The 24317-nt window shown below is 69.7% G+C and carries 25 protein-coding genes and 1 tRNA gene; 8 read left to right on the top strand and 18 right to left on the bottom strand.

Annotated features, from left to right (window positions below):
- Positions 1–116 precede the first annotated feature (116 nt).
- Together E1161_RS03405 and E1161_RS03400 are read left to right on the top strand one after the other, a co-directional pair.
- Entirely contained in the window at positions 117–1295 is a 1179-nt protein-coding gene (locus E1161_RS03405) for a sensor histidine kinase (RefSeq protein ID WP_235874751.1), read from the top strand.
- Positions 1292–1888 carry a response regulator transcription factor gene (locus E1161_RS03400; RefSeq protein ID WP_132619455.1) on the top strand — a complete coding sequence of 199 codons (597 nt, stop codon included), beginning with the start codon at positions 1292–1294 and terminating at the stop codon, positions 1886–1888. Before E1161_RS03405 ends, E1161_RS03400 begins: the two co-directional genes overlap by 4 nt.
- A 64-nt stretch (positions 1889–1952) precedes the next feature.
- On the opposite strand, the gene lat is transcribed toward E1161_RS03400, so the two are convergent.
- The gene (lat, locus tag E1161_RS03395; RefSeq protein ID WP_132619453.1) at positions 1953–3305 is read right to left on the bottom strand and encodes an L-lysine 6-transaminase; all 1353 of its coding nucleotides are present in this window, start codon (positions 3303–3305) and stop codon (positions 1953–1955) included.
- A gap of 163 nt (positions 3306–3468) precedes the next feature.
- Positions 3469–4245 (bottom strand): SAM-dependent methyltransferase, encoded by a 777-nt coding sequence (locus E1161_RS03390; protein ID WP_235874750.1) that lies wholly within the window; start codon positions 4243–4245, stop codon positions 3469–3471.
- Between the two features lie 83 nt (positions 4246–4328).
- Here E1161_RS03390 and E1161_RS03385 point away from each other — a divergent pair, with 83 nt between their 5' ends.
- Complete coding sequence (locus E1161_RS03385) at positions 4329–4871, top strand: TetR/AcrR family transcriptional regulator (protein ID WP_132619449.1); 543 nt, start codon at positions 4329–4331, stop codon at positions 4869–4871.
- Here the strand turns inward: E1161_RS03385 and E1161_RS03380 are convergent, their stop codons facing one another.
- The 9 genes from E1161_RS03380 to E1161_RS03340 form a co-directional block, all read right to left on the bottom strand.
- Positions 4872–5879 (bottom strand): SDR family NAD(P)-dependent oxidoreductase, encoded by a 1008-nt coding sequence (locus E1161_RS03380; RefSeq protein WP_132619447.1) that lies wholly within the window; start codon positions 5877–5879, stop codon positions 4872–4874.
- A gap of 443 nt (positions 5880–6322) precedes the next feature.
- The gene (locus E1161_RS03375; protein ID WP_235874749.1) at positions 6323–7135 is read right to left on the bottom strand and encodes an NBR1-Ig-like domain-containing protein; all 813 of its coding nucleotides are present in this window, start codon (positions 7133–7135) and stop codon (positions 6323–6325) included.
- A gap of 272 nt (positions 7136–7407) precedes the next feature.
- Positions 7408–8601, bottom strand: coding sequence for a glycoside hydrolase family 64 protein (locus E1161_RS03370; RefSeq protein ID WP_132619443.1), 1194 nt, complete (start codon positions 8599–8601; stop codon positions 7408–7410).
- Between the two features lie 265 nt (positions 8602–8866).
- The gene (locus E1161_RS03365) at positions 8867–10423 is read right to left on the bottom strand and encodes an adenylate/guanylate cyclase domain-containing protein (RefSeq protein ID WP_132619441.1); all 1557 of its coding nucleotides are present in this window, start codon (positions 10421–10423) and stop codon (positions 8867–8869) included.
- 405 nt (positions 10424–10828) lie between these two features.
- Positions 10829–10901, bottom strand: a tRNA-Ala gene (locus E1161_RS03360).
- Positions 10902–10992: 91 nt separating this feature from the next.
- The gene (gene sepX, locus E1161_RS03355) at positions 10993–11865 is read right to left on the bottom strand and encodes a divisome protein SepX/GlpR (RefSeq protein ID WP_132619439.1); all 873 of its coding nucleotides are present in this window, start codon (positions 11863–11865) and stop codon (positions 10993–10995) included.
- Between the two features lie 264 nt (positions 11866–12129).
- Positions 12130–12795 (bottom strand): GNAT family N-acetyltransferase, encoded by a 666-nt coding sequence (locus tag E1161_RS03350; protein WP_132619437.1) that lies wholly within the window; start codon positions 12793–12795, stop codon positions 12130–12132.
- Between the two features lie 6 nt (positions 12796–12801).
- Positions 12802–14025 (bottom strand): molybdotransferase-like divisome protein Glp, encoded by a 1224-nt coding sequence (gene glp, locus E1161_RS03345; protein WP_132619435.1) that lies wholly within the window; start codon positions 14023–14025, stop codon positions 12802–12804.
- 60 nt (positions 14026–14085) lie between these two features.
- Positions 14086–14988: a UTP--glucose-1-phosphate uridylyltransferase gene (locus tag E1161_RS03340; RefSeq protein WP_132619433.1), complete on the bottom strand. Its 903-nt coding sequence runs from the start codon at positions 14986–14988 to the stop codon at positions 14086–14088.
- 37 nt (positions 14989–15025) lie between these two features.
- Here E1161_RS03340 and E1161_RS03335 point away from each other — a divergent pair, with 37 nt between their 5' ends.
- From E1161_RS03335 to mscL, 4 genes are all read left to right on the top strand, one after another.
- Positions 15026–15619 carry a 5-formyltetrahydrofolate cyclo-ligase gene (locus tag E1161_RS03335; RefSeq protein ID WP_235874748.1) on the top strand — a complete coding sequence of 198 codons (594 nt, stop codon included), beginning with the start codon at positions 15026–15028 and terminating at the stop codon, positions 15617–15619.
- 97 nt (positions 15620–15716) lie between these two features.
- On the top strand, positions 15717–16055 hold the full coding sequence (locus tag E1161_RS03330) for an FmdB family zinc ribbon protein (RefSeq protein ID WP_132619429.1): 339 nt from the start codon (positions 15717–15719) through the stop codon (positions 16053–16055).
- 207 nt (positions 16056–16262) lie between these two features.
- Complete coding sequence (locus E1161_RS27005; protein ID WP_165939669.1) at positions 16263–16439, top strand: hypothetical protein; 177 nt, start codon at positions 16263–16265, stop codon at positions 16437–16439.
- A gap of 149 nt (positions 16440–16588) precedes the next feature.
- Positions 16589–17059, top strand: coding sequence for a large conductance mechanosensitive channel protein MscL (gene mscL, locus E1161_RS03325; protein ID WP_132619427.1), 471 nt, complete (start codon positions 16589–16591; stop codon positions 17057–17059).
- Between the two features lie 4 nt (positions 17060–17063).
- On the opposite strand, the gene E1161_RS27000 is transcribed toward mscL, so the two are convergent.
- Positions 17064–17240, bottom strand: coding sequence for a hypothetical protein (locus E1161_RS27000; protein ID WP_165939668.1), 177 nt, complete (start codon positions 17238–17240; stop codon positions 17064–17066).
- A 119-nt stretch (positions 17241–17359) separates the two neighbouring features.
- On the opposite strand from E1161_RS27000, the gene E1161_RS03320 reads away from it, so the two are divergent.
- Positions 17360–17656, top strand: coding sequence for an antitoxin (locus E1161_RS03320; protein WP_132619425.1), 297 nt, complete (start codon positions 17360–17362; stop codon positions 17654–17656).
- A 61-nt stretch (positions 17657–17717) separates the two neighbouring features.
- Here the strand turns inward: E1161_RS03320 and E1161_RS03315 are convergent, their stop codons facing one another.
- The 6 genes from E1161_RS03315 to E1161_RS03290 form a co-directional block, all read right to left on the bottom strand.
- The gene (locus tag E1161_RS03315) at positions 17718–18218 is read right to left on the bottom strand and encodes a MogA/MoaB family molybdenum cofactor biosynthesis protein (protein ID WP_132619691.1); all 501 of its coding nucleotides are present in this window, start codon (positions 18216–18218) and stop codon (positions 17718–17720) included.
- Positions 18219–18575: 357 nt separating this feature from the next.
- On the bottom strand, positions 18576–19937 hold the full coding sequence (locus E1161_RS03310; protein ID WP_207920069.1) for a S1C family serine protease: 1362 nt from the start codon (positions 19935–19937) through the stop codon (positions 18576–18578).
- Positions 19938–20170: 233 nt separating this feature from the next.
- On the bottom strand, positions 20171–21244 hold the full coding sequence (gene galT / locus E1161_RS03305) for a galactose-1-phosphate uridylyltransferase (RefSeq protein ID WP_132619423.1): 1074 nt from the start codon (positions 21242–21244) through the stop codon (positions 20171–20173).
- Complete coding sequence (locus tag E1161_RS03300) at positions 21241–22032, bottom strand: DeoR/GlpR family DNA-binding transcription regulator (protein WP_132619421.1); 792 nt, start codon at positions 22030–22032, stop codon at positions 21241–21243. Before E1161_RS03300 ends, galT begins: the two co-directional genes overlap by 4 nt.
- Before the next feature lie 116 nt (positions 22033–22148).
- Entirely contained in the window at positions 22149–23576 is a 1428-nt protein-coding gene (locus E1161_RS03295; RefSeq protein ID WP_132619687.1) for a sensor histidine kinase, read from the bottom strand.
- Between the two features lie 11 nt (positions 23577–23587).
- Positions 23588–24283 (bottom strand): response regulator transcription factor, encoded by a 696-nt coding sequence (locus E1161_RS03290; RefSeq protein WP_132619419.1) that lies wholly within the window; start codon positions 24281–24283, stop codon positions 23588–23590.
- Positions 24284–24317 lie beyond the last annotated feature (34 nt).

Genomic DNA, 24317 nt, shown 5'->3' with positions numbered 1-24317 from the left:
GCCGGTAGAGCCTTCCGTCAGCGGTGCGCGGGTGCGGTGTCAGCGGATCCGATGACTGATGTCATGACCTCGGCGATCCGGTACCGCCGCAGTGGCGTGTGCACGATGCTGGGGAGGTGAACGAGGACCCGACCGAGTTCGACCCGCGACGGCTCGCGCGGCTGCGCCGCTACACGTGGTGGTCGATCGTGCCGATGATGCCGGTCTACGCGGTGTTCCCGGTCATCGACCTCGCCAGCGGGGCCTACGACGTGCCCGAGGTCCTGGTGCTCGCCCTGGTCGCGCTGCTGGTCACGGCGGACGGGACGCAGTTGTCGACGCTGCTGATGGGCGGTTTCGGGCACGGTTCCCGCTACCCGGTCGCGCGCGGGCTGGTGCTCGCAGCCGGGCTGGCCGCCACGGGCTACGCGATGTCGACGCACCCGTACGGGATGGTCTGGGTGGTCCTGGTCGGTGGCTTGGTGGGCGTGCACGTGGCGCTGGCCGCGCCGCGCTTGCGGTTGCCCATCCAGGGCGTCGCGCTGGTGGTCACCGCCGCGGTGGCGTGGGTGGGCAGCGCGCTCGGCGGCCCGCATCCGATGGTCGGGATGTTCTTCGCCTTCTACGCCATCGTCATCGTGTCGATGCTCTCGGCGTTGACGGTGGGCGTGGTGTGGTTCTGGGACATGGTGCTGGCCCTGGACCGCGCCCGGTCGGTCAGCGGCGAGCTGGCGATCGCCCGCGAACGGCTGCGCTTCGCCGCCGACCTGCACGACGTGCAGGGCCACCACCTGCAGGCCATCGCGCTGAAGGCTGAGCTCGCCGAACGCCTCGTCGGCAACGACGACGACGCGGCCCGCACGCAGGCAGCGGAGGTCGCCGAGTTGGCCCGCACGGCGCTGCGCGACACACGCGCCGTCGTGCAGGGCTACCGGCGCAGCAACCTGACCGGTGAGCTCACCAACGCGCGGGAGATCCTGGAAGCCGCAGGGGTGAAGACCGAGGTGCGCGGGGACGCGACGCTGGTTCCGCCACCGCTGCAGCCGATCTTCGGAGCGCTCGTGCGGGAGGGGACGACGAACGTCCTGCGCCACTCCCGCGCCCGGCACTGCACCCTCGACATCGACGTCGACGGGTCGCGCACCCGCGTGGTCCTGCGCAACGACTCGGCGAAACCGGCTGGTGGAGGGGGAGGTTCGGGAATCGACGGGCTTCGGCACCGCTTCGCCACGCTGAACGGGCAAGTTGACTCCCGCCACGACGGCGAGCACTTCGAACTCACCGGCACGGCCGAGGAACCGGGGGCGGCGCTGTGATCCGCGTGGTGCTTGCCGACGACGAGGACCTGATCAGGGGCGCGCTGGCCGCTCTGCTGGCGCTGGAGCCGGACCTGGAGGTGGTCGCCCAGTGCAGCAACGGCGTCGAAGCGCTGGAGGCGGTTCGCCTGCAGCGCCCGGACATCGCCGTGTTCGACCTGGAGATGCCCGACCTCGACGGGGTCGAGGCGGCAAAGCGGCTCACCGGGGATCTCCCGATCGTGCTGGTCACCCGGCACGCCCGGCCGGGCGTGCTGAAACGGGCGCTGGCGGCGGGAATCCGCGGTTTCGTCCCGAAGACGACGCCGGCGACCAAGCTCGCGGCGATCCTGCGCGACGTCCAGTCCGGTGGGCGCTACATCGACCCCGAGATCGCGGCCACGGCCCTCACCGGAGACGCCTGCCCGCTGACCGATCGCGAGCTGGAACTGCTCCGGCACACCCTCAAGGGCGGCACCATCGCCAGCATCGCCGCCGAGGTCCACCTCGCCCACGGCACGGTGCGCAACTACCTGTCGGCAGCCATGGCGAAGCTCGACGTCACCACCCGCCACGAAGCGGCCCGGAGGGCTTGGCAGGAGGGCTGGATCTGAAGCGCGCGACCGGATTCAGCGGGAACCGGTCACGATTCCCGCTACCAATCCGGTCATCCTCCGGTCAGGCCAGGTACGTGAGGGTCCTCCGGAGGGCTGCGACGGCGTCGAGGATCTCCTCCGGGCGCGCTGAGAGCGGCGGACGGGCGCGCAGCGAGTCCGGTCCGGACGGCAGGAACAGCGTCCGGTGCTGGTCCCGCGCGATCTCCAGGGCTCGGGCGCGGTGGTCCGGGTCGTGGAAGCTGATGGCGCACATCAGCCCCCGGCCGCGCGGCGAGTGGATCAGGAACGGGAACTCGGCGGCGAGGTCCCGCAGCTCGCCGAGCAGGAGCTGTCCCATGGCGCGGCTGTGGGCGAAGAGGTCGTCGGCCTCGATGACCTCCAGGATCCGGGTCGCCCTGACCATGTCGGTCAACGAGCCACCCCAGGTGGAGCTGATCCGGCTGGGCTCGCGGAAGGCGTTGTCGGCGACGTCGAGCACCCGGCGGCCGCCCATGACGCCGCAGACCTGCAGCCGCTTGCCGAAGGCGACGAGGTCGGGTTCCAGGCGCAGCGCCTGGTGCGCCCACGCCTGACCGGTCAGCGCGCCGGTCTGCACCTCGTCGGCGACGGTGAGCACGTCGTGCTCGACGCACAACCGCTGCACCGCCTGCAGGAATTGCGGGCGGAGGTGCCGGTCGCCGCCCTCGCCCTGGATGGGTTCGTAGACGAAGCAAGCGATCTCGGCGCCGTAGCGGCGCAGCGCCGCCTCGGCCGCGCCCAGCGCCTGGACCTCTTCGGGCAGCATTTCGGCGGAGTCCCACCGCTCACCGGGCTCGATGGCGGGGCTGGGGATCCGCGGCCAGTCGAACATCGGGTAGTCGCGGATCTTGGACGGGTCGGTGTTGGTCAGCGACAGGGTGTACCCGCTGCGCCCGTGGAACGCCTTCTCCAGGTGCATCACGCGGCTGCCGCGCACGGCGACACCGCGTCGCGCGTTGACCTTGGTCTTCCAGTCGAATGCGACCTTGAGGGCGTTCTCCACGGCGAGGGTTCCGCCGTCGATGAAGAACAGCAGCGGGAGCTCGGGGATCCCGACGACCCGCTGGAAGGCATCGACGAAGCGCGCCTGCTCCTCGGTGGCGAAGTCGGGGTTGGACGGCTTGACCCGCGAGACGCGCAGCAGGGCGTCCTCGAACTCCGGCGTGCGCAGGCCTGGGTGTCCGTGCCCGAGCGGCGCGGAGCTGAAGAACATCGTCAGGTCGAGGTACTCGGTGCCGTCGCGCACGTCGCGGAGGCGGCAGCCCTCGCCGGCGTCGAGATCCACGACGATGTCCATCAGGTCGCCGGTGACCTGCGCTTTCAGCGCGGCTACGGGGTCGGTTCCGGTCCGCTGGGCGGGGACTGCGGTCGAAACGGTCTCGTGCTGAGCGGTCATGATTCGGCCTCCCGGCTGCGTGTGCGCGGGTCTCACGCACACGACAAGAATTACACAGAAGGCCGTGTTTCGAGCAAGATACTTCAGCCGATCGTCCGCATGTACGAAAGATATTCTTCTGCTCTGGGTGCACTCCTCCCCTGGAGCAGAAGAATCCGCGGCGTCAGCCGATGCGGCCGACGCCTCCGAAGAGGTAGACGGGCTTGGGCTCGCCTGGGGTGTCCGGGCACCACTGCGAGCAGCTGACCACGCCGGGTTCCAGCAGCTCGGTGCCCGCGAACAGGCCCTCGATCTCGGCGGCGGTGCGCGCCCGGATCGGCGTGCCGCCGCGCTCGGTGGTCTCCCGCATCGCGCGCAGCATCGGCTCGCCGTGCACCTCGGCGGATGAGTGCGTGAGCACGAGGAAACTGCCCTCGGGCAGCGCGTCGACCAGCTCGCGCACCACCCGGTACGCTTCCTCGTCGTCCATCAGGTGGTTGACCACGCCGAGCATCATCAGACCGATCGGCCGACTGAAGTCCAGGGTCCGCTTGGCCGCCTCGATGATGTCCCCGGGCTGCCGCATGTCGGCGTCGAGGTAGTCGGTCGCGCCCTCGGGAGTGCTGGTCAGCAGCGCGCGAGCGTGCGCGAGCACGGTCGGGTCGTTGTCGACGTAGACGATGCGGCTCTCGGGATCGAGGCGCTGGGCGACCTCGTGGGTGTTGTTGGCGGTCGGCAGACCGGTTCCGACGTCGAGGAACTGCCGCAAGCCCTCGGTCTCCACGAGCCGACGCACGGCGCGCACGAGGAACGCGCGCTCAGCGCGGGCACCTTCCGGGATGTCCGGGATGTGCGCGATCACAGCGTCCCCGGCCTCGCGATCGACCGCGTAGTGGTCCTTGCCGCCGAGCCAGTAGTTCCAGATCCGCGCCGACTGCGGCGTGTTGATGTCGATCTGCACGCTTCCCGCCCCCTCCACTGTGGTGCCTTGAAGCCTACGCGGGAGAGGTCACGCCGAAGGGTCGTGCCGATATCCTCCGCGACATGGCCAGGAGGTCCGGACACCAGACGCGCGAGGCGATCCGCGACGCCGCGACCCGGCTGTTCACCGCGCACGGCTACGCCGACACCTCGGTCCGCGACATCGCTTCGCTGGCCGCCACCGACCCGGCTCTGGTGATCCGGCACTTCGGCAGCAAGGAGCTGCTGTTCCTGGACACCATGCACCTGAGCATCGACGACGAACCGCTGCTGGACGTGCCGCTGGAGCAGCTGGGTTCGCGGTTCGTCGAGGTGCTGCTCGACTCCGACAGCCGCAGCCGCGCGATCTACCTGGCGATGGTGCAGGGCAGCGGCAACCCGCAGATCGCCGCGCGGCTGCGCGAGATCCACGAGACGTCGTTCGTGCAACCGCTGCGGGTTCGGATGCGCGGCCCGGACGCCGAGGACCGCGCACGCTCGGCCGCAGCCTTGGTGGGCGGCCTGCTCTACGCGCTGTGGGTGGTCGGCGACCAGCGGCTGGCCGCCGACCGCACCGGCTTGGTCGAACGCTACGGAGCGCTGCTGCAGCGACTGCTCACGCCGTGATCACTGCACCGACCACCCGCCGTCGGAGGGCAGGACCGCGCCGTTGAGGTTCACCGCGTCGTCGCTGAGCAGGAAGGTGATCGAGGCGGCCAGCTGCGGCGCCGTCGCGACCGGCGGCATCAGCCCCATGAACCCGCTCGTGCGCTGCCTGCCGAACTCCGACATCTCCCCGATCGACGCGCTGATGCCGGTGGCCACCCCGCCCGGCGCGACCGCGTTGACCCGGATCCCGGACGGCCCGTACATGAAGGCGGTGTTGCGGGTGATGCCGAGAACCGCGTGCTTGGAGGCGGTGTAGGCGACGCCGGCGGCGTTGCCGCGCAGCGAGGCTTCGGAGGCGACGTTGACGATGGAACCGCTGCCCGCCGCCAACATCGACGGCAGAGCGGCACGCGTGAGCTGCATCAGGCCGTCGACGTTGACCCTGAAGGCGCGTTCCCAGACGGCGTCGTCGAGTTCGTGCAGCGGGCTGAAGTCGTCCATGACCCCGGCGACGTTGGCGAGCCCGTCGATCCGCTCGCCTGCGGCGGCGATGATCCGCTCGACGTCGGCGGCCTGCGAGATGTCCCCGGCCACCGTGACCGCGCAGGGCAGATCGGTCTTGAGCTCGTCGAGCGGTCCGGAGTTGATGTCGGCGGCGACGATCCGGCCGCCCTCGCGCGCGATGCGCGAGGCGGTGGCGCGTCCGATGCCGGAGGCGGCACCGGTGACGATGACGGTCTTGCCCTCGAAGCGTCCGGGCACGAGGCGTTCCTGCCAGCCGGACGCGACGCCCTCGACCTCGGGCATGACCCCGCCGTTGACCCGCAGCACCATGTCGACGACGGCCTCGCGGCTGAACGCACCCTGGCTGATCTCGACCAACTGCTCGAGCGGCATCCCGCTCACCGGCGCCAGCGCCTCGGCGTCGCGGCCCGAGTCGGCCAGCACCTCCTCGATCAGCGGCCTCCCCTCGGGGTGGCTGAGCCACTCCGCGATCGAGCTCCTACCGCTCAGCACGTCTCCCACCGAGCACCTCCACGAGCGAAGTCAACACCGTTGACTTGACTCTACCCGGAAGTCGCCCCTGACCCAGCCAACACCGGAAACCGCCGTGATCCGGCGAACCCGGGGAGAGGCGGAGGCGCGGCGGTGCGTCAGATGATGCCGCCGTTGGCGCGCAGGACCTGGCCGTTGAGAGGACCACGCGCACCACGCCTGGACGTTCGCCGTGGACCTGCGCGCCGCGGTCGCCCGCCGCGACCCTGACGATCCGCAAGGCCCGCGAACTCGGGCTTTGACCGCGAGGCGAGGTTGGCCAAAGCGGTGAGCTGCGAAGACTTCAGGAAATGGCTCGGGGTGCAGGTACGCCCATTGATCCGTGGGGTTCGGCCGCCGGGGCGAATAACGTGGGTGACGACCCGGGCGGGACTCCTCGGCCGACAGGGGGTGCCGGGGAGTCCCCCGCGGGGTCACGGTCGGATTCGGATGTCGAAGAAGACGGGACGGAGGTCCTCGGGGAAGTACTGCCGACCGTCCTCGTCGACCATCTTCCACGCGATCTTGCAGCGTCCGGGTTCGTTCCCGGTGAAGACCGGAACAGCGAGCGTGACGGTCTCGCCGGGCGCCACGTCGCCGACCGAGACACGTTGCGGAGCGGTGCACGCCGCGTCGCCCTCGCGGAAGACCTGCGCCAGGTACCGCCCCTCCCACGGTTCCCGGCCGACGTTGCGGACCTCCCAGGTCTTGGCGAAGTTCTGCCGCATCGCGAATTCGGTGCCGTCCGGGACGGTTTCGCTGAGCATCAACGACGCGTCCCCGGGAATCGGGCGCTCCTCCGGCCACCACCACCAGACCGCACCGGCCGCCACGACAACCCCGACGACGCCCGCGACCAGCCACTTCGGCCACCACCGGGATTCCGGTCGGGGAGGTTCGGGATCAGGTTCGGGAACGGTCCGCGCTGACTCCCAGCGCCTCGACCACTCCCGGCGCGCGGTGTTCTCGTCCTGGCCGAGCACCCCGACCGCGAGGCAGCGGACGAACTCCCACGTCGTCTCCCACGACGGCAAGTCCTTGCCGCGCGCCGCCGCCGACAGCGCCGACTTCGACGCCGCGGCACCCAACTCGCTGCGCATCCGGTCGTAAGACGGGTCGCCCGCGGCGTCCTTCAACTCGCACAGCTGCCAGGCGAACTCCGCGACCGGGCTCTCCTGCGGGTCCGGGCGCTGCTGCTTGCGACCGCGCTTGCGCGAAGCGTCATCCCTGATCACAGAACCGTCCACGCCGTTCATTCTTGCGCAACACCCACCGAGCCCCCGAGCCCAGCCGACGAAAACGGCGGCCGACCCACGTCGTGGGTCGGCCGCCGTTGCGCACTGGACTGCGCTGCGCAGCCGCGAGGCGCCTGAACCACCTTCGCAGCTCGCGCCGCCGCGGGTTCTCGGACGCCGTCCGGTGAGGACGCCGTTGGCGCGCATCAGGAGCGGCGCCCGGAGCCGGGGTGACGAGCTCCGCTACCGCACCGCCGAGCGAGCTGATCCTGGGATCAAGCTCGTCAGCGCAGGGCGTTGAGGGTCAGGGTGAACACCTCGGGGTCACCCGCGTTGACCTTGCCGCTGTGGTCCTCGCCGGCGTTGGAGCTCACGTCGTCGTAGGCGAACGCGTAACCCTTGCCGTCGGGCAGGTTCTCGTGCACCACGCGCGCGTAGTGGTTGGTGATGTCGTTCTGGTAGAACGTCGCCGGGTCTTCCTCGTGCGGCTGGTTGGGGTTGATCAGCAGCGTCGTGCGGTTGAACGCCGCCGCCAGCCGCGGCACGATCGCCAGGCGCTCCTGCGAGTCGCTGCCCGGGTTGTTGGCGAACGGACCGCTGTTGCAACCCCAGATGTCCACCGAGGACGGCTTGGCGAAGCGCTCCGCGCCGAACACCAGCTCCTCCCCCTCGACCTTGCCCTCGATGATGCCGAGGTCTTCGCGCTGGGTGTCGACGAACAGCGACTCGCCCGCGTACTTGGCGTAGACCTCGTCGACGTAGGGCTCCATGTAGCCCTCGAAGTCGGCGGCCCGGTGGTTCGGGTTGAGCACCCGCACGACCTTGCCGTTGGTCTCCTGCACCAGCGTGGCCCAGTTGCCGCCCATGCCCCTGAGGCTCTCGGCGACCTTGTCCATGCCACCGGTGGGCATGCCGGGGACGCTCTGCTCACCGCTGCCGGTGGTGGTCAGGTGCAACCCGATCGGGGCGGCGACGAAGTCGACGTAGCTGATGTTGGCGTAGAGCTGCTCGGCGTTGAGGGTGAACTCCGCGAACGTCCAGTCCTTGCCGAAGTTCGGGTCTTCGCTGGAGACGAAGTTCGGGTGCACGACCGAGGTCGTGCCGTCGGCGCCCTGGACGACCTGGAACTCCAGGGTGTCGTTGAGGGAGTAGTACACGCGAGCGCCGTACATGCGGGGCACGGTGACCTCGACGGTGCCGTCGACCGGGATGGCCACGTCGTCGCCGATCGGCGCCGGCTCCGGGCCTCCCGCCTCGGGGAAGTACGGAGTGCCGTCCGCCTTGATGAAAACGGCCTTCTTCTCGGCGTCCGAGAATCCGGCGATGTAGGCGTTGGCCGGACCGCCCGAGTTGTTCTGCAGCACGAACTTCATGCTCTCGGGCGCCGCCGAGGCGAATGGAGCGCTGATCGCCTGGGCCCAGAACGGTGCGGTGAGGGCCGCAGCGGAATAACCGAGAAACCGCCGACGAGAAACCATGTGGGATACCTCCAGAGACAAACGGGACCACCTCTTTGGGCAGCCGATCCTCTCTCGTGATCGATCCCGAAGTCTGCCGTTCTGGACGAGTCTTTCCATACCCCCAAAAGGACCGAAATCATCACACCTGAACATTTATGAAACGCAACCGCACGTTCACCGTTGAATGCGCAAGACGAGGGCAACAATCCGACAGATAAATGTGAACCCGCTCGAATCGGCTTATTGAAATACGTGATTTTCGCGAGTGAACCGCGACCAACCGCTACACGTGCACGGCGTACAGGGATACCGGTTCCGACTTCCCCTTCAGCTCCACGTCCGGCCGTTCGACGAGCCCCGCCGGAGCGCCCGCGACCAACTCGCGGGTGCGCTCCGAGATCAGGATGGTGTCGCCGGTCTGCCGGGTCGCGGCCTCGATCCGCGCGGCGACGTTCACCGGATCACCGATGACGGAGAACTCGAACCGCCCCGCGCCACCGACGTTGCCTGCGACGACGACACCGGTGTTGACCCCGATCCCCACCGACAGACCACCGCCGAACTCCTCGCGCACGGCCGCCGCGATCGCCAAGGCCGCCAGCAGCGCTTGCCTCGGGTGGTCGGCGATGCGCCGGGGCGCGCCGAACACCGCGAGCAACCCGTCCCCGACGAACTTGTCCACGTGACCGCCGTGTTCGCGGATCACCGGTACCGCTCGCTCGAAGAGCCGGTTGATCGTGCCGACGATCTCGGTCGCGGAGATGGTCTCGGAAAGTCCGGTGAAGTCGCGGATGTCGATGAACATGATCGACACCTCCACCTCCTCACCGGCGAGATCGGTGCCCTCCCGAAGGATGTGCTCGGCAATGGCTGGATCGACGTAGGTGCCGAATGCGGATCGAATCTGCTCCCGTTCCGCCAAACCCACGACCATCTCGTTGAACCCGGACTGCAGCCGCCCGATCTCGGTGCCGTCGTAAACGGGAATCCGGATGTCGAAACGTCCCCTCCGCACCTCGGCCAGGGCATCGGCGACCCCGTTGATCGGGTCAGCCGTGGCCCGAGCGGCCAGGTACACGGTGTGCATGCCGACCACCAGCGCCGTGCCGGCCAGCACGACCATGGCCACGGCCAGCTGGGTGTCGGTCACCTGGGAGGGGGCCAAAGTCCGCAGCCCCAGCATGAACAACCCCGCCATCGGCACGCAGCTGCCCAGCGCCCACGCCAGGACGCTGCGCACCGCCACACCACGACCGACTCGCAGGTCGTTCGGATCGACTCCGGTGAGCAGCCGCGCCGCGGCGGGGCGGAGCAACCGCTCGGTCAGCAGGTAGGCGCACGCGGCCGTGGTCACGCCGGTGAGGACCACGATGACACCCACCCACAGGCCGCGTTCGACGTCACGACTCGCCTCGAAGACGGCGAACACGACGGCGCCGCCGATCCACAACCACACCTGCAGCCAGAACACCCGCAACGGCAGCCGCAGGACCGCCGCTCGCAGCTGGGCGGTGCCCGGACCACCGGAGGCGAGCCACCGGTTGAGACCCCGCTGCCCCCGGATCCCCGCGATGACACCGATCAGCGCCGCGAACAGCAGGTACGCGCCCGCGGCCAGGATGTAGAAGCCGTTGGACAGCATCCCGTCCGGCGGCAGCGGGATGACGACGAGGTTGAGCGCGAGGACCGCCACGGTCCCGATCAGGTTCGCCAGCACCACCACCGCGGCGACGACGACTCGCGTCAGGTCCGCGAGCACCCTCCCCTCGACGTCCTCGCACCGCACATCGGCCCTCAGGAACGCAGGGAGGTACCGCATGAGGAGGCGAGGAGGAGTCACGTCAGCCACGGTAATCGAACGCGGCCACGCGATGTCGAGTTCAGCGCGGTCATGAGCTCAGGCGGACCGGATGACTCGCTGGTCAGCGGATTGCTCGATCGCCGGTATTTCGCCGCGACATGCACGGACCACTACGGAGCAACCACGTCCCACACCCCCCGCTGCACGTGAGGGTGGAGCGCACCTGCAGGAACGCGGACAGGACCCTGTTCGTATTGCTGCGAGGCTGGTCCACGACCCGACTCTCTGGTCAATGAACAGGCCAGGGACGACGCCAAAGACGAGGGGCGAAAGAAGAGCGACCACCGAACCGCAGAGGCTTGGGCAAGCCGCTCCCCCAGAAAGATGTGGAACGACGCGAAAAAGAGAACGCCCCGCGTTGAGCAGGGCGTTCTCGATGTTATGTGGAGCTGAGGGGAATCGAACCCCTGACCTTCTCGATGCGAACGAGACGCGCTACCAACTGCGCTACAGCCCCTCACCAGAGGTTCAAGCCCTCCGGCTTCGTTGTGCGGGAAGCTTAGCAAGTCCCGCACCAGGCCCTTGCGGCACCCCCCTCTTCGCGGGGATCACTCGCCCGCTGCCCTCCGGTAGGGCTCCCAGGCGCGCTCGTCGAGCTCGTCGAAGACCGGGTCTTCATCGTCGATCTCGACGCGGACGCCGGGGACGACGGGACGGATGTCGGCTGCGCGGTCCTGGGCGGGGACGGGATCCGGCCTGCGGCCCTCGGCGACCTCGTCCTCGTAGTCCTCGATGAACTCGCCGAGCTCGTCGAACTCCGGGTCACCGGTGTAGTCGTAGTCATCGTCGAGGTCGTCGCGGCGGGAGTCGTCGCGCTCGTCGTAGTCGACCTCGTCCTCTTCGGGCTCCACGTCGTCGCGTTCGCCGTTGATGCGGGCGAGGCGACGGGCCCGGATGCCCTCTTCGATGCGGACCTGCCTGCGCAGGTAGGTGAGGTAGCCGACCAGCGACAGGTCGACGACGGCGTGCCCCCACCACAGGACTGGCCACAGCAGCGCGGCGAGCAGCCCGGTGGTGACCGCGAGCAGCAGCATCGTGAGGACGATGCGCTGCCTGCGGGCGTACTTGGCGCGGGCGACCAGCGCCGCGGCTTCGGGGTCGTAGCCGCCACGGCCAGGACGGTAGCGGCGCCCGGCCCGGACGTCCTCGCTGTTGACGGGGCGCCAGTCCTCGTCGTGCTCCTCGAAGGTCTCGTCCTGCTCGTCCACGTCCAGCCCGGGTTCAGGCATCCCGACCTCCACCCTGTCGGTTGTCGCGGCTTCCGACCTCGCCGGTCGCCGATCGCTGCCGCGTCGCACGACTCGGGCGGCGAGCGCGGAATCGGTGGTCTTGGACACTTCCTGCCGGCGGCGGGCGAACATCGGCACCAGGACGACCAACCAGGCCGCCGCCAGCGCAGCGAAGATCAATGAGCTCGGCATTCGTCGCCACCTCCCCTGGCACCGGCAGTGCACAAGTCTGCGATCGCCACGCTAGTCACATCAGTCACTCGTGTCTCGCAGCCACGCCGCGCATCAGTTGTGCCTTCGACTACAGAACCGCACGAACAGAGCAGTCACGAGCAACACCGACACCGGGCGTGTCGCCTTCCGTACCGCCGAATGCGCTCGTTCGAACGACCATCCGTCCCAACCCCGACCCGGGTTGCCGCAGATCAGTGGTAAGTGTGCGTTCGCTCTCAGAGGTCAGGAGCGGGTGGCGCCGCCGGAGCGGACCAAGCGGGCGACGGCTCCGTCGGGGACTTCCTCGGTGGTCAGGGCGTAGACGTAGTGGTCCCGCCAGGCGCCCGCGACGTCGAGGTACCGCTGGAACAGCCCTTCGCGGCGGAAGCCGGACTTCTCCAGCACCCGGATGCTGCGGTCGTTCTCCGGCCGGACCGTGGCCTCCAGCCGGTGCAGCCCGACCGGACCGAAGCAGTGATCGACGGCCAGCGCCACAGCCGCCGGGGCCACTCCCCCACCGGCCACCCTGCTGGCCACCCAGTACCCGACCCACGCCGAGCGCAGTGCACCGCGAACGACGTTGCCGATGGTCAGCTGCCCTGCGAACTCGCCGTCGACGACGATCGCGAACGGCAACGCCTGGCCTCGGCGGGCCATGCCGCGCAGCGCCGCCCACTGGGCAGGCCAAGCCGAGGGCGAGTTGCGCTCCCGCCAGCCGCCGAGGGCGGTCGGCTCCCACTTCTGCAGGTAGTCGCGGTCCTGCAGGCGGGTCCGGCTCCAGAGCCCGGCATCGCGGAGCCGGAGCGGGCGCAGGGCCACGGTGCCGCGCTCGGTCCGCAGCGGACCGAGCCGCGCGGGCCAGCCGGGGTGGCGCCCGATCGGGAACCCATCAGAGTCGGTGGGCTGCATCCGCGCTCACGAACGCTGCGAGAGGAACCGCACCTGCACGTCCTCGCCCGCCGCGACCTCCGTGATGTCCTCTTCCACGACGATCAAGCAGTTCGCCTCGGCCAGCGACGCCAGCAGGTGCGAACCGGAGGTGCCCAACGGCTGCACCAGGTAGGAGCCGTTCTTGGGGTCGCGCAGCAGCTGTCCCCGCAGGAACCCGCGACGACCCTTGGTCGCGGTGATCGGCGAGAGCAGTTCGGCGGAGACGCTGCGGCGGTTCGGGTTCTCCTTGCCCAGCGCCGAGCGGATCAGCGGCCGGACCAGCACCTCGAAGACCACCAGCGCGCTGACCGGGTTGCCGGGCAGCACGAACGTCGGGATCTCGTCCGGGCCGAGCCGACCGAAGCTCTGCACCGAGCCGGGCTGCATCGCCACCCGGTCGTCGTCGAGGGAGCCGAGGTCGGCCAGCGCCGAGCGCACGTCACCGCCTGCGGCACCGCCGACGCCGCCCGCGATCACCACGATCTCCGACAGCAGCAGCCGTCCTTCGACGACCTCGCGCAACCGGCGCGGGTCGTTGCTGGCGATGCCGACACGGGTGACCTCGGCTCCGGCGTCGCGCGCGGCGGCGGCGAGGGCGTAGGAGTTGACGTCGTAAACCTGACCTTGGCCGGGCGTGCGGTCGACGTCGACGAGCTCGTCCCCCAGGGAGATGATCGAGACCCGGGGACGTGGGTGCACCAGCACCTTGTCGCGGCCCACCGCGGCCAGCAGTCCGACCTGGGCGGAGCCGATGGGCGCCCCACGCCGCACGGCGACGTCCCCGGTCTGCACGTCCTCACCCGTGCGGCGGACGAACGCCGCCGACGGGACCGGCTGCTGCACGGTGATCTTGGCCGGGTGCTCGTCGGTGTGGCCCAGCGGGACGACGGCGTCGGCGAGGGTCGGCAACGGGGCGCCGGTGGCGACCCGCACCGCCTGTCCGGGCTGCAGCCTGCGCGGCTGCCGCGAACCGGCCGGGATCTCCCCGACCACCGGGAGCACGATCGACTCCTCGGCGGCCGTCTGCACGTCGACGCTGCGCACCGCGTAGCCGTCGACCGCGGCCTGGTCGAATCCGGGCAGCGCCCGTTCGGCCACGACCTCTTCGGCGCACAGCAGTCCCTGCGCCTCCGAGATCGCCACCCGAACTGGGGCGGGCCGGACGGCGGCCGTGAGCACGCGCGCCAGCTGCTCGTCCACTGACCTCATGGCTGTCGCCTCTCCCCCGCTCCTCACCGGTGCCGGGGTCGGCCTACCCGGCGCTCGGCATCAGCTTCTGTCGATCCGGTCGGCGAGCCAGTCCCGCAGGTCCGGCCCGTACTCGGGATCCGCTAGCGCGAAGTCCACCGCAGCTTTCAGGAAACCGCCAGGGTTTCCCAAGTCGTGTCGCCCACCGTGATGGACCACGACGTGAACCGGGTGTCCCTCGGAGATCAGCAACGCTACGGCATCGGTGAGCTGGAGTTCGCCACCGGCGCCGGGCTCGATGCGGCGCAGCGCGTCGAAGATGGCCCGGTCCAGCAGGTATCGCCCGGCGGCGGCCAGCGTCGACGGCGCGTCGCCCGGGGCGGGTTTCTCGACCATGCCGTTGACGATCTTGACGTCGTCGGCGTCGGTGTCGGCGACGTCGAAGACGCCGTAGGCGGAGATCTTGTCCCGGGGTACGTCGAAGGCGCACAGCACGCTGCCGCCGTAGCGGGCGCGGACCTCGGCCATCCGCTTCAGCACCCCGGTCGGCAGCACCAGGTCGTCGGGCAGCAGCACGGCGACCGCGTCATCGTCGTCGGCGAGGGCGGACTCGGCGCAACCCACGGCGTGTCCGAGGCCGAGGGCCTTCTCCTGCAGCGCGGTCTCGGCCTCGATCAGCTCCGAGGCGCGGTGCACCTTGGCCAGCAGGTCGTCCTTGCCGCGGGCCTTGAGGGTCTGCTCCAGCTCCGGGCTGGGTTGGAAGTAGTCGGCGACCGCGCCCTTGTCGGGCGACGTGACGATGATCATGCGCCGCGCACCGGCCTCGGCCGCCTCGGCCGCCACCAGCTCGATCCCGGGGGTGTCCACGACCGGGAGCAACTCCTTGGGCACCGCTTTCGTGGTGGGCAGGAACCTGGTTCCCAGTCCTGCCGCTGGCACGATGGCGGTCCGGAACGCGGTCGGCGTGCTTGTCGGGCTGCTCATGACGCCGCAGCTTATCGGTCAAACCTACAGTGAACCCGTGAGCTCACTGGATGAATTTCGTACGTCGAAAGCGCAATGGCGGAGCCGACTCCTGCTCCAACGCGACGAGCTGGACGAACCAGCTCGGAAAGCCGACGACCAGGCACTCCTGTCGAACTTGCTGGGCTGGCTGGCCCAGCGCGAGCTGAGCGTGGTGGCCGCCTACGTGCCCGTCGGCCCGGAGCCGGGAGCGGACCTCCCGTCGGTGCTGCGCGAAGCGGGTCTGCGGGTGCTGCTGCCGATCGTGGCGGGCAGGCAGCCGCTGGAGTGGGCCGAGTACACGGGCCCCGACTCGCTGCGACCGGCTGCTTTCGGACTGCTGGAACCTGCGGGCGAGCGGCTCGGCGCTGCGGCGATCGGCCGGGCGGACGTGATCTTGGTCCCCGCGCTGGGCGTCGACCACCAGGGCGTCCGACTCGGGCGCGGCGCCGGCCACTACGACCGGTCGCTGGTGCTGCGCGACCCGGCGGCGGAGCTGCTGGGCGTGGTGCGGGATTCCGAATTCGTCTCATCGCTGCCCGGTGAGGACCACGACGTGCGGATGACCAGCGTCGTCACGCCCGCGCGCGGGGTCGTGAGGCTGCCGATGTGACGTAGCACTGTTTGCACTGGACACCCGTTGTCTAGCATTATCGGGTTAGCACTCCCGTGGTTTGAGTGCCAAGCCCAGATTTCGGAGGTTCGCGGCCGTGCCCACATATCAGTACGCCTGCACCGAATGTGACCATCAGTTCGAGCAGGTGCAATCGTTCAGCGAGGACTCCCTCACCGAGTGCCCGCAGTGCAACGGCCGACTCCGCAAGCTGTTCAACGCCGTCGGCATCGTGTTCAAGGGCAGCGGCTTCTACCGGACCGACAACCGGTCGTCCTCCTCGAGCACGAGCGGTTCGAGCTCCTCGGACTCCGGTGCGTCCTCCTCGTCGAACTCCTCGGACTCCGGTGCGTCCTCCTCGTCGAGCTCGACCTCGTCGGGATCGTCGGCTTCCAGCTCGTCGTCGAGCAGCAGCACCACCGCCGCGGCTTCCTGATCCCGCACAATTCAACCGCCGGTCACTCGAATGTGGCCGGCGGTTTTGTCATGCGAATGACACTCGCATTCGTTGTGCCTTCCGGGTGAAACGAGTTGTCCACCGGCGCCGAATCCATCCACAGATCCGCGCTTCCCCCTTCCTCGCCACCGGGCACGTCCCTAACTTCGAACGCGTCCGATCTCTCCGAAGGCACGAGGGGGCGACATGCCCGCAAACTCCCGGCTCGATCCCACGCCGCTCGACCGGCTCCGCAACCTGCTGCCGAGCAGGCGCGGCGTGCTGTGGCTGCGCCGGATCACGGCTGCAGTCCTCCTGCTGCTGGCCCTCGTTCTGGCCATCAGCCATCACTCCGTTGTGGACATAGCCGCAGCCGCCACCTGAAACGGCCCAGCGGATGAGCAATCGCTTCGACCCATTCGGCCACCGTTACGCTGCCCTCCAGTGCCCGCGCCCGCGCGGATCCGCGGCGAATGCGGCGCGAACATCGATCCGGGAAACCGGACTCGCATTCTTCCGAGAGGAGTTCCCACGTGCTCAAGGGATTCAAGGACTTCCTGATGCGCGGCAACATCATCGACCTCGCGGTCGCGGTTGTCGTCGGTAGCGCTTTCACCGCCCTGGTCACGGCGTTCACCACCAGCATCATCAAGCCGCTCATCGCGGCCACCGGCGGCGGGAACGTCACAGGCCTGAGCATCGAGATCGTCGCAGGCAACAAGGCCTCGACGATCGACTTCGCCACGGTGATCAACGCCGTGATCACGTTCTTCATCACGGCGGCGGTCGTTTACTTCCTGTTCGTCGTTCCGATGAACAAGATTTCCGAGCGCCGCAAGAAGGGCGAGGAAGAGGGCCAGTCCGAGCCCACCGACGTGGAGCTGCTGCTGGAAATCCGCAACCTGCTGCGCGCCGAGCAGGGCTTGCCGCGGATCGAGGGCCTGGCCACCGACGAGCAGGCCACCACGAGCACCGGCAACGGCCAGGCCGCTTCGCGCAACTGACGTCCTATCGAGCGTCGTGGTGCGGCGGCCGGTTCTCGCGGTACCAGCTCTCGCGGGTGTTCGCCGAGGTCGTCTCGGGACGGTCGTCAGAGGTCGTCTCCGGCAGCACGTCTCCGAAGATCTCGGCGAGCCTGCGACGCTTCTCGCGTTCGGACGTGCCCTGAGGGGATTCGCTGGTCACCTGTCCATCCTGCCTCGCTCGCGGCGGTTCGCGCACGGACCGGTATCACCTCGTGTGATATCGGTTACAGTGAGTGCGTGTCTCGCCGTCGCGGGAGACAGCGACGCAGGGAGGCTGCGATGAGTTTCCTCGACAAGGCCAAGGAACTGGCCGGTCAAGCCAAGGGCAAGGCGGGAGAGCTCGCCGAGAAGGCGGGCCCCAGCGCCGCCAAGGGGCTCGATGCCGCCAAGTCGAACTTGGACAAGGCCACCGGCGGCAAATACCACGACCAGATCGAGTCCGTGAGCGGCAAGGTGGAGGGCGTGCTCAAGCGGAACTCCTCGAACGGGGATTCCGCCGAGGACGACCCCGGCCCCGGCTCCAACGGTTCGCGGGACAAGGGGCCGGACGACCCCGGCGGCCCCAAGCCCCGCTGATCGGCTCGACGAACAACGGTGGCGGCTCCCGCGCGGGAGCCGCCACCGTTGTCGTTCCCGGTCAGGGGGTGTCGAGTCCCGAGAGCTGCTCGATCACGTGGGCCACCAGGGGCGTCAGGGTCGCCATGCCGTCGCGGACCGAGGCCCGCGAACCGGACAGGTTCACCACCAGCGTGCTGCCCGAAACACCGACGAGACCGCGCGACACCCCGGCGTCGACCGCACCCGCGGCCAGTCCGGAGGCCCGAAGTGCCTCGGCGATGCCGGGGATCGGCCGGTCCAGCACCCCGGCGGTCGCGTCCGGGGTGACGTCCCGGGGCGACACCCCGGTGCCGCCGACCGTGATCACCACGTCTACGCCGCCGATCACCGCGGTGTTCAGCGCGTTGCGGATGTCCACCGTCTCACCGGCCACCGCGACGGTTCCGTCGACGATGAATCCGGCTTCTTCCAGCAACTCGGTCACCAGTGGACCGATGTTGTCTTCCTGCTCCCCTTGGGCGACCCGGTCGTCCACCACGACCACGAGAGCCCGCCCCAGCCGCTGCGCGCTGCGTTCCATGCCGGTAACCGTAGTGCCAAGGTCGGGTTCGGTCAGTTCATAGGAGTCGGTGAGGTCCACCAATTTCGGCGCGATGCCGGTCACGGTGTTCGTTCTGTCGGACATGGTCTCCCCAGATGTCGATCGATCGTCAAATCTACCCGCCACTAGCGACGCCGCGGGTCCTCAGACGTCGCCTGGCGAGAACGACCGCAGCGCCGTGCTCAGTCGCGGCCCGGAGCCAGGCGGCGTTCGAGCGTCCGCTCATCGCACCGCCACGCAGCAGGAGTTCTTCAGGCGGTTCGGGACACGTCGGCCGGTCCCGCGACGCAGGAAGGGGGCATGAGTCGCGGGAACTCGGCCGACGTGATCAGGGGGTCAGCCCTTCTGGCCGGTGAGCGTCACGTCGACCGTGCGCTCCCCGCCGGAGCCGCCGATGGTGAACCGGACGCGGTCACCGGGGTTGTGCGAGCGAACCGCCGCGACCAGGGCGTCCGGGTCGAGGATGGCCCGGTCGTCGATCTTGGTGATCACATCGCCCGGCTTGATCCCGGCTGCCTGGGCGGGTCCGTTCGGGACCACGTCGCGGACCTGCGCTCCGGGCTGGTCGGCGTTGGTGATCGTCACGCCGAGCGTGGTCTGAGTGGCGGAGCCCGTCTCCTTGAGCTCGTTGGCGATGCGGCGGGCCTGGTCGATCGGGATCGCGAAGCCCAGACCGACCGAGCCGGCCTGCTCCTGGCCGGTGCCGGGGCTGTAGATCGCGGAGTTGATGCCGACGACCCGACCGTCCATGTCGACCAGCGGGCCACCGGAGTTGCCGGGGTTGATCGCGGCATCGGTCTGCAGCGCGTTGAGCACCGTGTCCTGGCTGCCCGACTCGCCGCCCGCGCGCACCGGGCGGTCCTTGGCGCTGATGATCCCGCTGGTCACCGTGCCGGACAGGCCGAAGGGCGAACCGATGGCCACGACTTGCGAACCGACGGGCAGATCATCGCTGCGGCCGAGCTCGGCCGGGGTCAGCCCGGTGATGTCGGCCTTGACCACCGCCAGGTCGGACTTCGGGTCGGTGCCCACGACGCGCACCGGCGCGGTGCGGCTGTCGTGGAACAGCGCGGTGAGTCGTCCGCTCTGGGCGCCCTCGGCGACGTGGTTGTTGGTGAGGATGAGGCCGTCACTGCTGAGCACGATGCCCGATCCCTCTCCGGAGCCCTGCGCGCTCGCGATCTGGATCTGCACGACGCTCGGGAGGACCTTCTGCGCGACCTGCTGGACGGATCCCTGGGGTGCGGTGCTGGCGCTGCGGGCGGGCTTGGACTCGTCGAGCGCGCTGGCGCCGGTGCTGCTGTCACCGCCGAGCTGGTACCCGACGAACCCGCCGACACCGCCTCCGACCAGCCCGCACACCAGCGCCAGCGCGGCCACGCCTGTCACCAGACCGCGACCGGACTTCCTCTGCTGCGTCGCCTGACCGGAGGCGTACCCGGGCCAGGGGTGCTGCGCGTGCTGCTGGGTCTGCTGCGGCTGCTGGTGCATGCCGTACGGGTATTGCTGGGTCCCGTACGGCCCGACGGGCTGGCCCTGCGGCTGGGCGGGCTGGGTCGGCTGCTGGGACGGGCCGGGCTGGGCGTTCTGTGGCTGGGACGGCACCCCGGATGGAGGGGTGTCGCCCGCGCCGAGGCCTTCTCCGCTCGGCTTCGGCTCTTCCGGCTTGTCACCGGATTCCGGGGTGTGTTCGGTCATGGCTCCCACTGTGCTCCGGGCATCTGAGAAGTGCCTGAGATCTGACTGTGGGCACGCATGATAAGTCCCATGATCGTCCTCACCCACCTCGGCCGAACCGGCCGAAGGGCAGGATGCGGACCGAGGGACGTGACCAGTTCCGGTCAGGACTTGACCCGACGGGATCGACATCGATCACGGGTGGTTCGGATCAGGACCGCGCCCCTGCCCGCAGGCGAACGGCGGCCGGACCCTCATCGGAGGCGAGCGGCGATCTGCTCCGGAGTCGCGTCGTTGATCCAGACCGCCATGCCCGACTCGGAACCGGCGAGGTACTTGAGCTTGTCCGCGCTGCGCAGCACCGAGAACAGCTCCAGGTGCAGCCACGACAGATCGCGCCCGGTGTTCACCGGCGCCTGGTGCCAGGCGGCGATGTAGGGCAGCGGCTTGTCGTAGAGCCGATCGAGGCGGCCGAGCACGTCGAGGTAAGTGGTGGCGAAGTCGTCCCGCTCCTCGTCGGTGAGCTCGGCGATGTCGGGGACCTGGCGGTGCGGCACGATCTGGACCTCGACGGGCCAGCGGGCGGCGGCCGGGACGAACGCCGTCCAGTGCTCGGAGTCGACCAGCACCCGCTCGCCGCTCCGGCGCTCGGCGGCCAGCACGTCGCCCATGACGTGCGTGCCGTGCTCGGCGCGGTACTGCTCCGCGACGCGCAGCATGGTCTCGGTCTTGGGCGTGACGAACGGGTAGCCGTAGATCTGCCCGTGCGGGTGGTGCAGCGTCACGCCGATCTCCTCGCCGCGGTTCTCGAAGCAGAAGACCTGCTCGACACCGGGGGTTTCGTTGAGGGCGGCGGTGCGATCGGCCCAGACGTCGACGACGCTGCGGACCCGCTTCGCGCTCAGCGAGGCGAAGGAGGAGTTGTGGTCGGAGGTGAAGCAGACGACCTCGCAGCGTCCCCGCGCCGACGCGGCGGGCACCATCGGCATGCCGGCAACGGTTGTCGGCTCGCCGGGGATGCCCTGCGCGAACGACGGGAACTGGTTCTCGAAGACGACCACGTCGTAGTCGGGCTCGGGGATTTCGCTGGGACGTCCCGGGGAGCTGGGGCACAGCGGGCACATCGCGGCCGGCGGCTTGTAGGTGCGGGACTGCCGGTGCGCGGCGATGGCCACCCACTCACCGGTCAGCGGATCACGCCGCACCTCCGACGCCGGCGCCTGGGGCGGGAGCTCGCGGGTGTCCTCCGCGGTGCGTTCCCGTCCCGGTTCGTCGTCGAAGTAGATGATCTCCCGACCGTCGGCCAGGCGGCGCGCGGTGCGCTTCACTCTTCCTCCTCCGTTGACCGCTGCTCGGCCAGCAGCAGTTCGACGTGCTCGCCCAGCAGCTCTCGCGCGTCCGGCGGCAGCCCCTCGTCGCTGATCAGCAGGTCGACCTCGTCGAAGTCGACGATCGTGGAGATGCCGACGGTCGACCACTTGGAGCTGTCGGCGACCACCACCAACCGGCCCGCGGCTTCGGCGAAGGCCCGGTTGGTCTCGCTCTCGTTGAGGTTCGGCGTGGTGAAGCCGGCGCGCGCGGCCATCCCGTGCACGCCGAGGAACACGAGGTCCAGGTGCAGCGAGCGCAGCGACTGCACGGCGACGGGTCCGACGAGCGCGTCGGACGGCGTGCGGACACCGCCGGTGAGCACGACGGTCCGGTCGACGCGGCCGCGCTGCTGCAGCGCATCGGCGACGCGGACCGAGTTGGTGACGATGGTCAGGTCCGGGATGTCGTCGAGCTGGCGCGCGAGCGTCCAGGTGGTGGTTCCGGCGGACATGCCGATCGCGGTGCCGGGTTGGATCTCGTCGGCGGCGAGCTTCGCGATGGCTTCCTTCTCGGTGAGCTGCCGGACGGACTTGGCCTCGAAGCCGGGTTCGTCGGTGCTGGTGCCGATCGTGGAGGTCGCGCCGCCGTAGACCTTCTCGACGAGGCCCCGGCGGGCCAGGGCGTCGAGGTCGCGGCGGATCGTCATGTCCGACACGCCGAGTCGTTGCACCAGCTCGCCGACCTGCACGGCTCCGGTGCGCCGCACTTCGTCGAGGATCACTTCCTGGCGTTGTCGTGCGAGCACGTCCACTCCCTGGCCGGGCGTCAGCTATCCGTCATCAAGTCAACAAAAACCAACAATACCTGACGGATTACCGGCTAGGCAGCCGGGGACTTAGGCTTGGAGCTGCGAATGGGTGTTCATTGCTGTTCGTTTTGCTGAGGGCTTCCCGGCAGCGTCATGCGCAGCAGCGCACCACCCTCGGGGGCCTCCGCAGCCAGCACCGACCCGCCGTGGCGCTCGGCGACCTGCTTCACGATCGACAGCCCGAGCCCGGAACCGGGCAACGTCCGCGCGTCCGACGACCGGTAGAAGCGCTCGAAGACGTAGGGCCGGTCGGCTTCGGTGATGCCCGGTCCGCTGTCGGCGACTTCCAGAGCGGTCAGCCCGGTGCTCTCCTCCGGGTACAGGTCGACCCGCACGTGGCCACCGTCGGGACTCCACTTCGCGGCGTTGTCCAGCAGGTTCAGCACCGCCCGCTCCAGCGCCGTCGCATCGCCCATCATCACCCACGGGTTCAGCCGCACGTCGAACTCGGTGCGCGGCGCGCGCCTCCTGGCCCGCCCCAGCGCGCGCTCGACGACGTCGACCAGGTCCACCGATTCGTGCACGGCCTGCGGGGTGTCCTCGCGGGCGAGCTCGACCAGGTCACCGACCAGCGCGGACAGCTCCTCCACCTGGGCTTGGACGTCGGAGAACATCTCCTGCCGGTCCTGCTCGGACAGCGCAGGCGCGTCCGGCCGAGCCGCTGCCAGCAGCAGTTCCAGGTTGGTGCGCAGCGAGGTCAGCGGGGTGCGCAGCTCGTGCCCGGCGTCGGCGACCAGTCGCCGCTGCCGCTCCTGGGATTCGGCCAGGGCGCTGAGCATCCCGTTGAAGCTCGCGGTCAGCCGAGCCAGCTCGTCGTCGCCGCTGACCGGGATCGGACGCAGGTCACCGGTCAGCGCGACGCGTCCGGTGGCGGCGGTCAGCCGCTGCACCGGTCGCAGACCGGCGCGCGCCACCGCGGTCCCAGCGGCCGCGGCCAGCAGGATGCCGGCCCCGCCCATCACAACCAGGACCACGCTGAGCTGCGCCAACGTTCGCTGGGTGGGCTGCAGGGAGGTCGACATGACCAGCGCCGCGTTGCGCCCTGTGGGCACCGCGACCACGCGGCTGTTGCTCGCCTTGTCTGTGCGCAGCGAACGCTGGACCTCGCCCTTGGCCACCGACAGCTCCAGCACGCTCATCGGCGGGCGCTGCTCCGGGCCGAACACCGTGCCGTCGGCGGAAAGCACGTTGATCCTGAAGTTGGTGGCGACGAAGAACGCCACAGGGACCTGCTGCAGGTCGGCGGTGCGCACCAGCGGCCCCTCGGCCGCCTCGACCGCGCGTTCGGTGAGGCTGTCGTCGAGCTGCTGGTAGAGGCTGTCGCGCACCGTCACGAATGCCCCGACCGACACCAGCGCCACCGCCCCGGCCACGCACATCGCGGCCAGCCAGGTGACGCGGTTGCGCAGCGACACCCGCTGCAACCTGCTGGGGGGCGGCGGGTTGTCCAGATCGGGTGGTGGCGGCGCGGGAACGGCCATCGGATTGCCCATCACGGCGGCGTCTCGCGGAGCACGTAGCCGACACCGCGAACGGTGTGGATCAGCCTCGTCTCCCCCTCGGCCTCGGTCTTGCGCCGCAGGTAGCCGATGTAGACCTCCAGGGCGTTGCCCGAGGTCGGGAAGTCGTAGCCCCACACGTCTTCGAGCAGCCTGCTGCGGGTGAGCACCTGCTTGGGGTGGGCCATCAGCAGTTCCAGCAGGGCGAACTCGGTGCGGGTGAGGCTGATCGAGCGCTCGCCGCGGCGGACCTCGCGGGTTCCCGGGTCCAGCTCCAGGTCGGCGAAGCGCAGCGCGGCGGGCTGCGCGTCGGGACCGCCCTCGGGCGGGGTGGCGCGGCGCAGCAGCGCGCGCAGCCGGGCGAGGAGCTCTTCGAGGGCGAAGGGCTTGGGCAGGTAGTCGTCGGCGCCGGCATCGAGCCCGGCGACCCGGTCGGACACGGCGTCGCGGGCGGTGAGCACCAGGATCGGCAGGTCGTCACCGGTGCTGCGCAGCCGCCGCGCCACCTCCAAGCCGTCGAGCCGGGGCATCATCACGTCGAGGACCATGGCGTCCGGGCGGTTGTCGGCCAGGTGGTCCAGTGCTTGTTGACCGTCCGCGGCGAGCTCCACTTGGTACCCGTTGAACTGCAGGGACCTTCGCAGCGACTCCCGCACGGCACGATCGTCGTCGACGACGAGGATGCGCATGCGGACAGTGTTACCCGTTGCCCTGAGAACGAGC

Origin of the sequence: Saccharopolyspora aridisoli, from assembly GCF_004348445.1 — a bacterium.
In the GTDB taxonomy this organism is placed as follows: Bacteria; Actinomycetota; Actinomycetes; order Mycobacteriales; family Pseudonocardiaceae; genus Saccharopolyspora; species Saccharopolyspora aridisoli.
The sequence above is the reverse complement of the archived record's forward strand: the minus strand, read 5'-3'. Positions and strand labels throughout refer to the sequence as shown.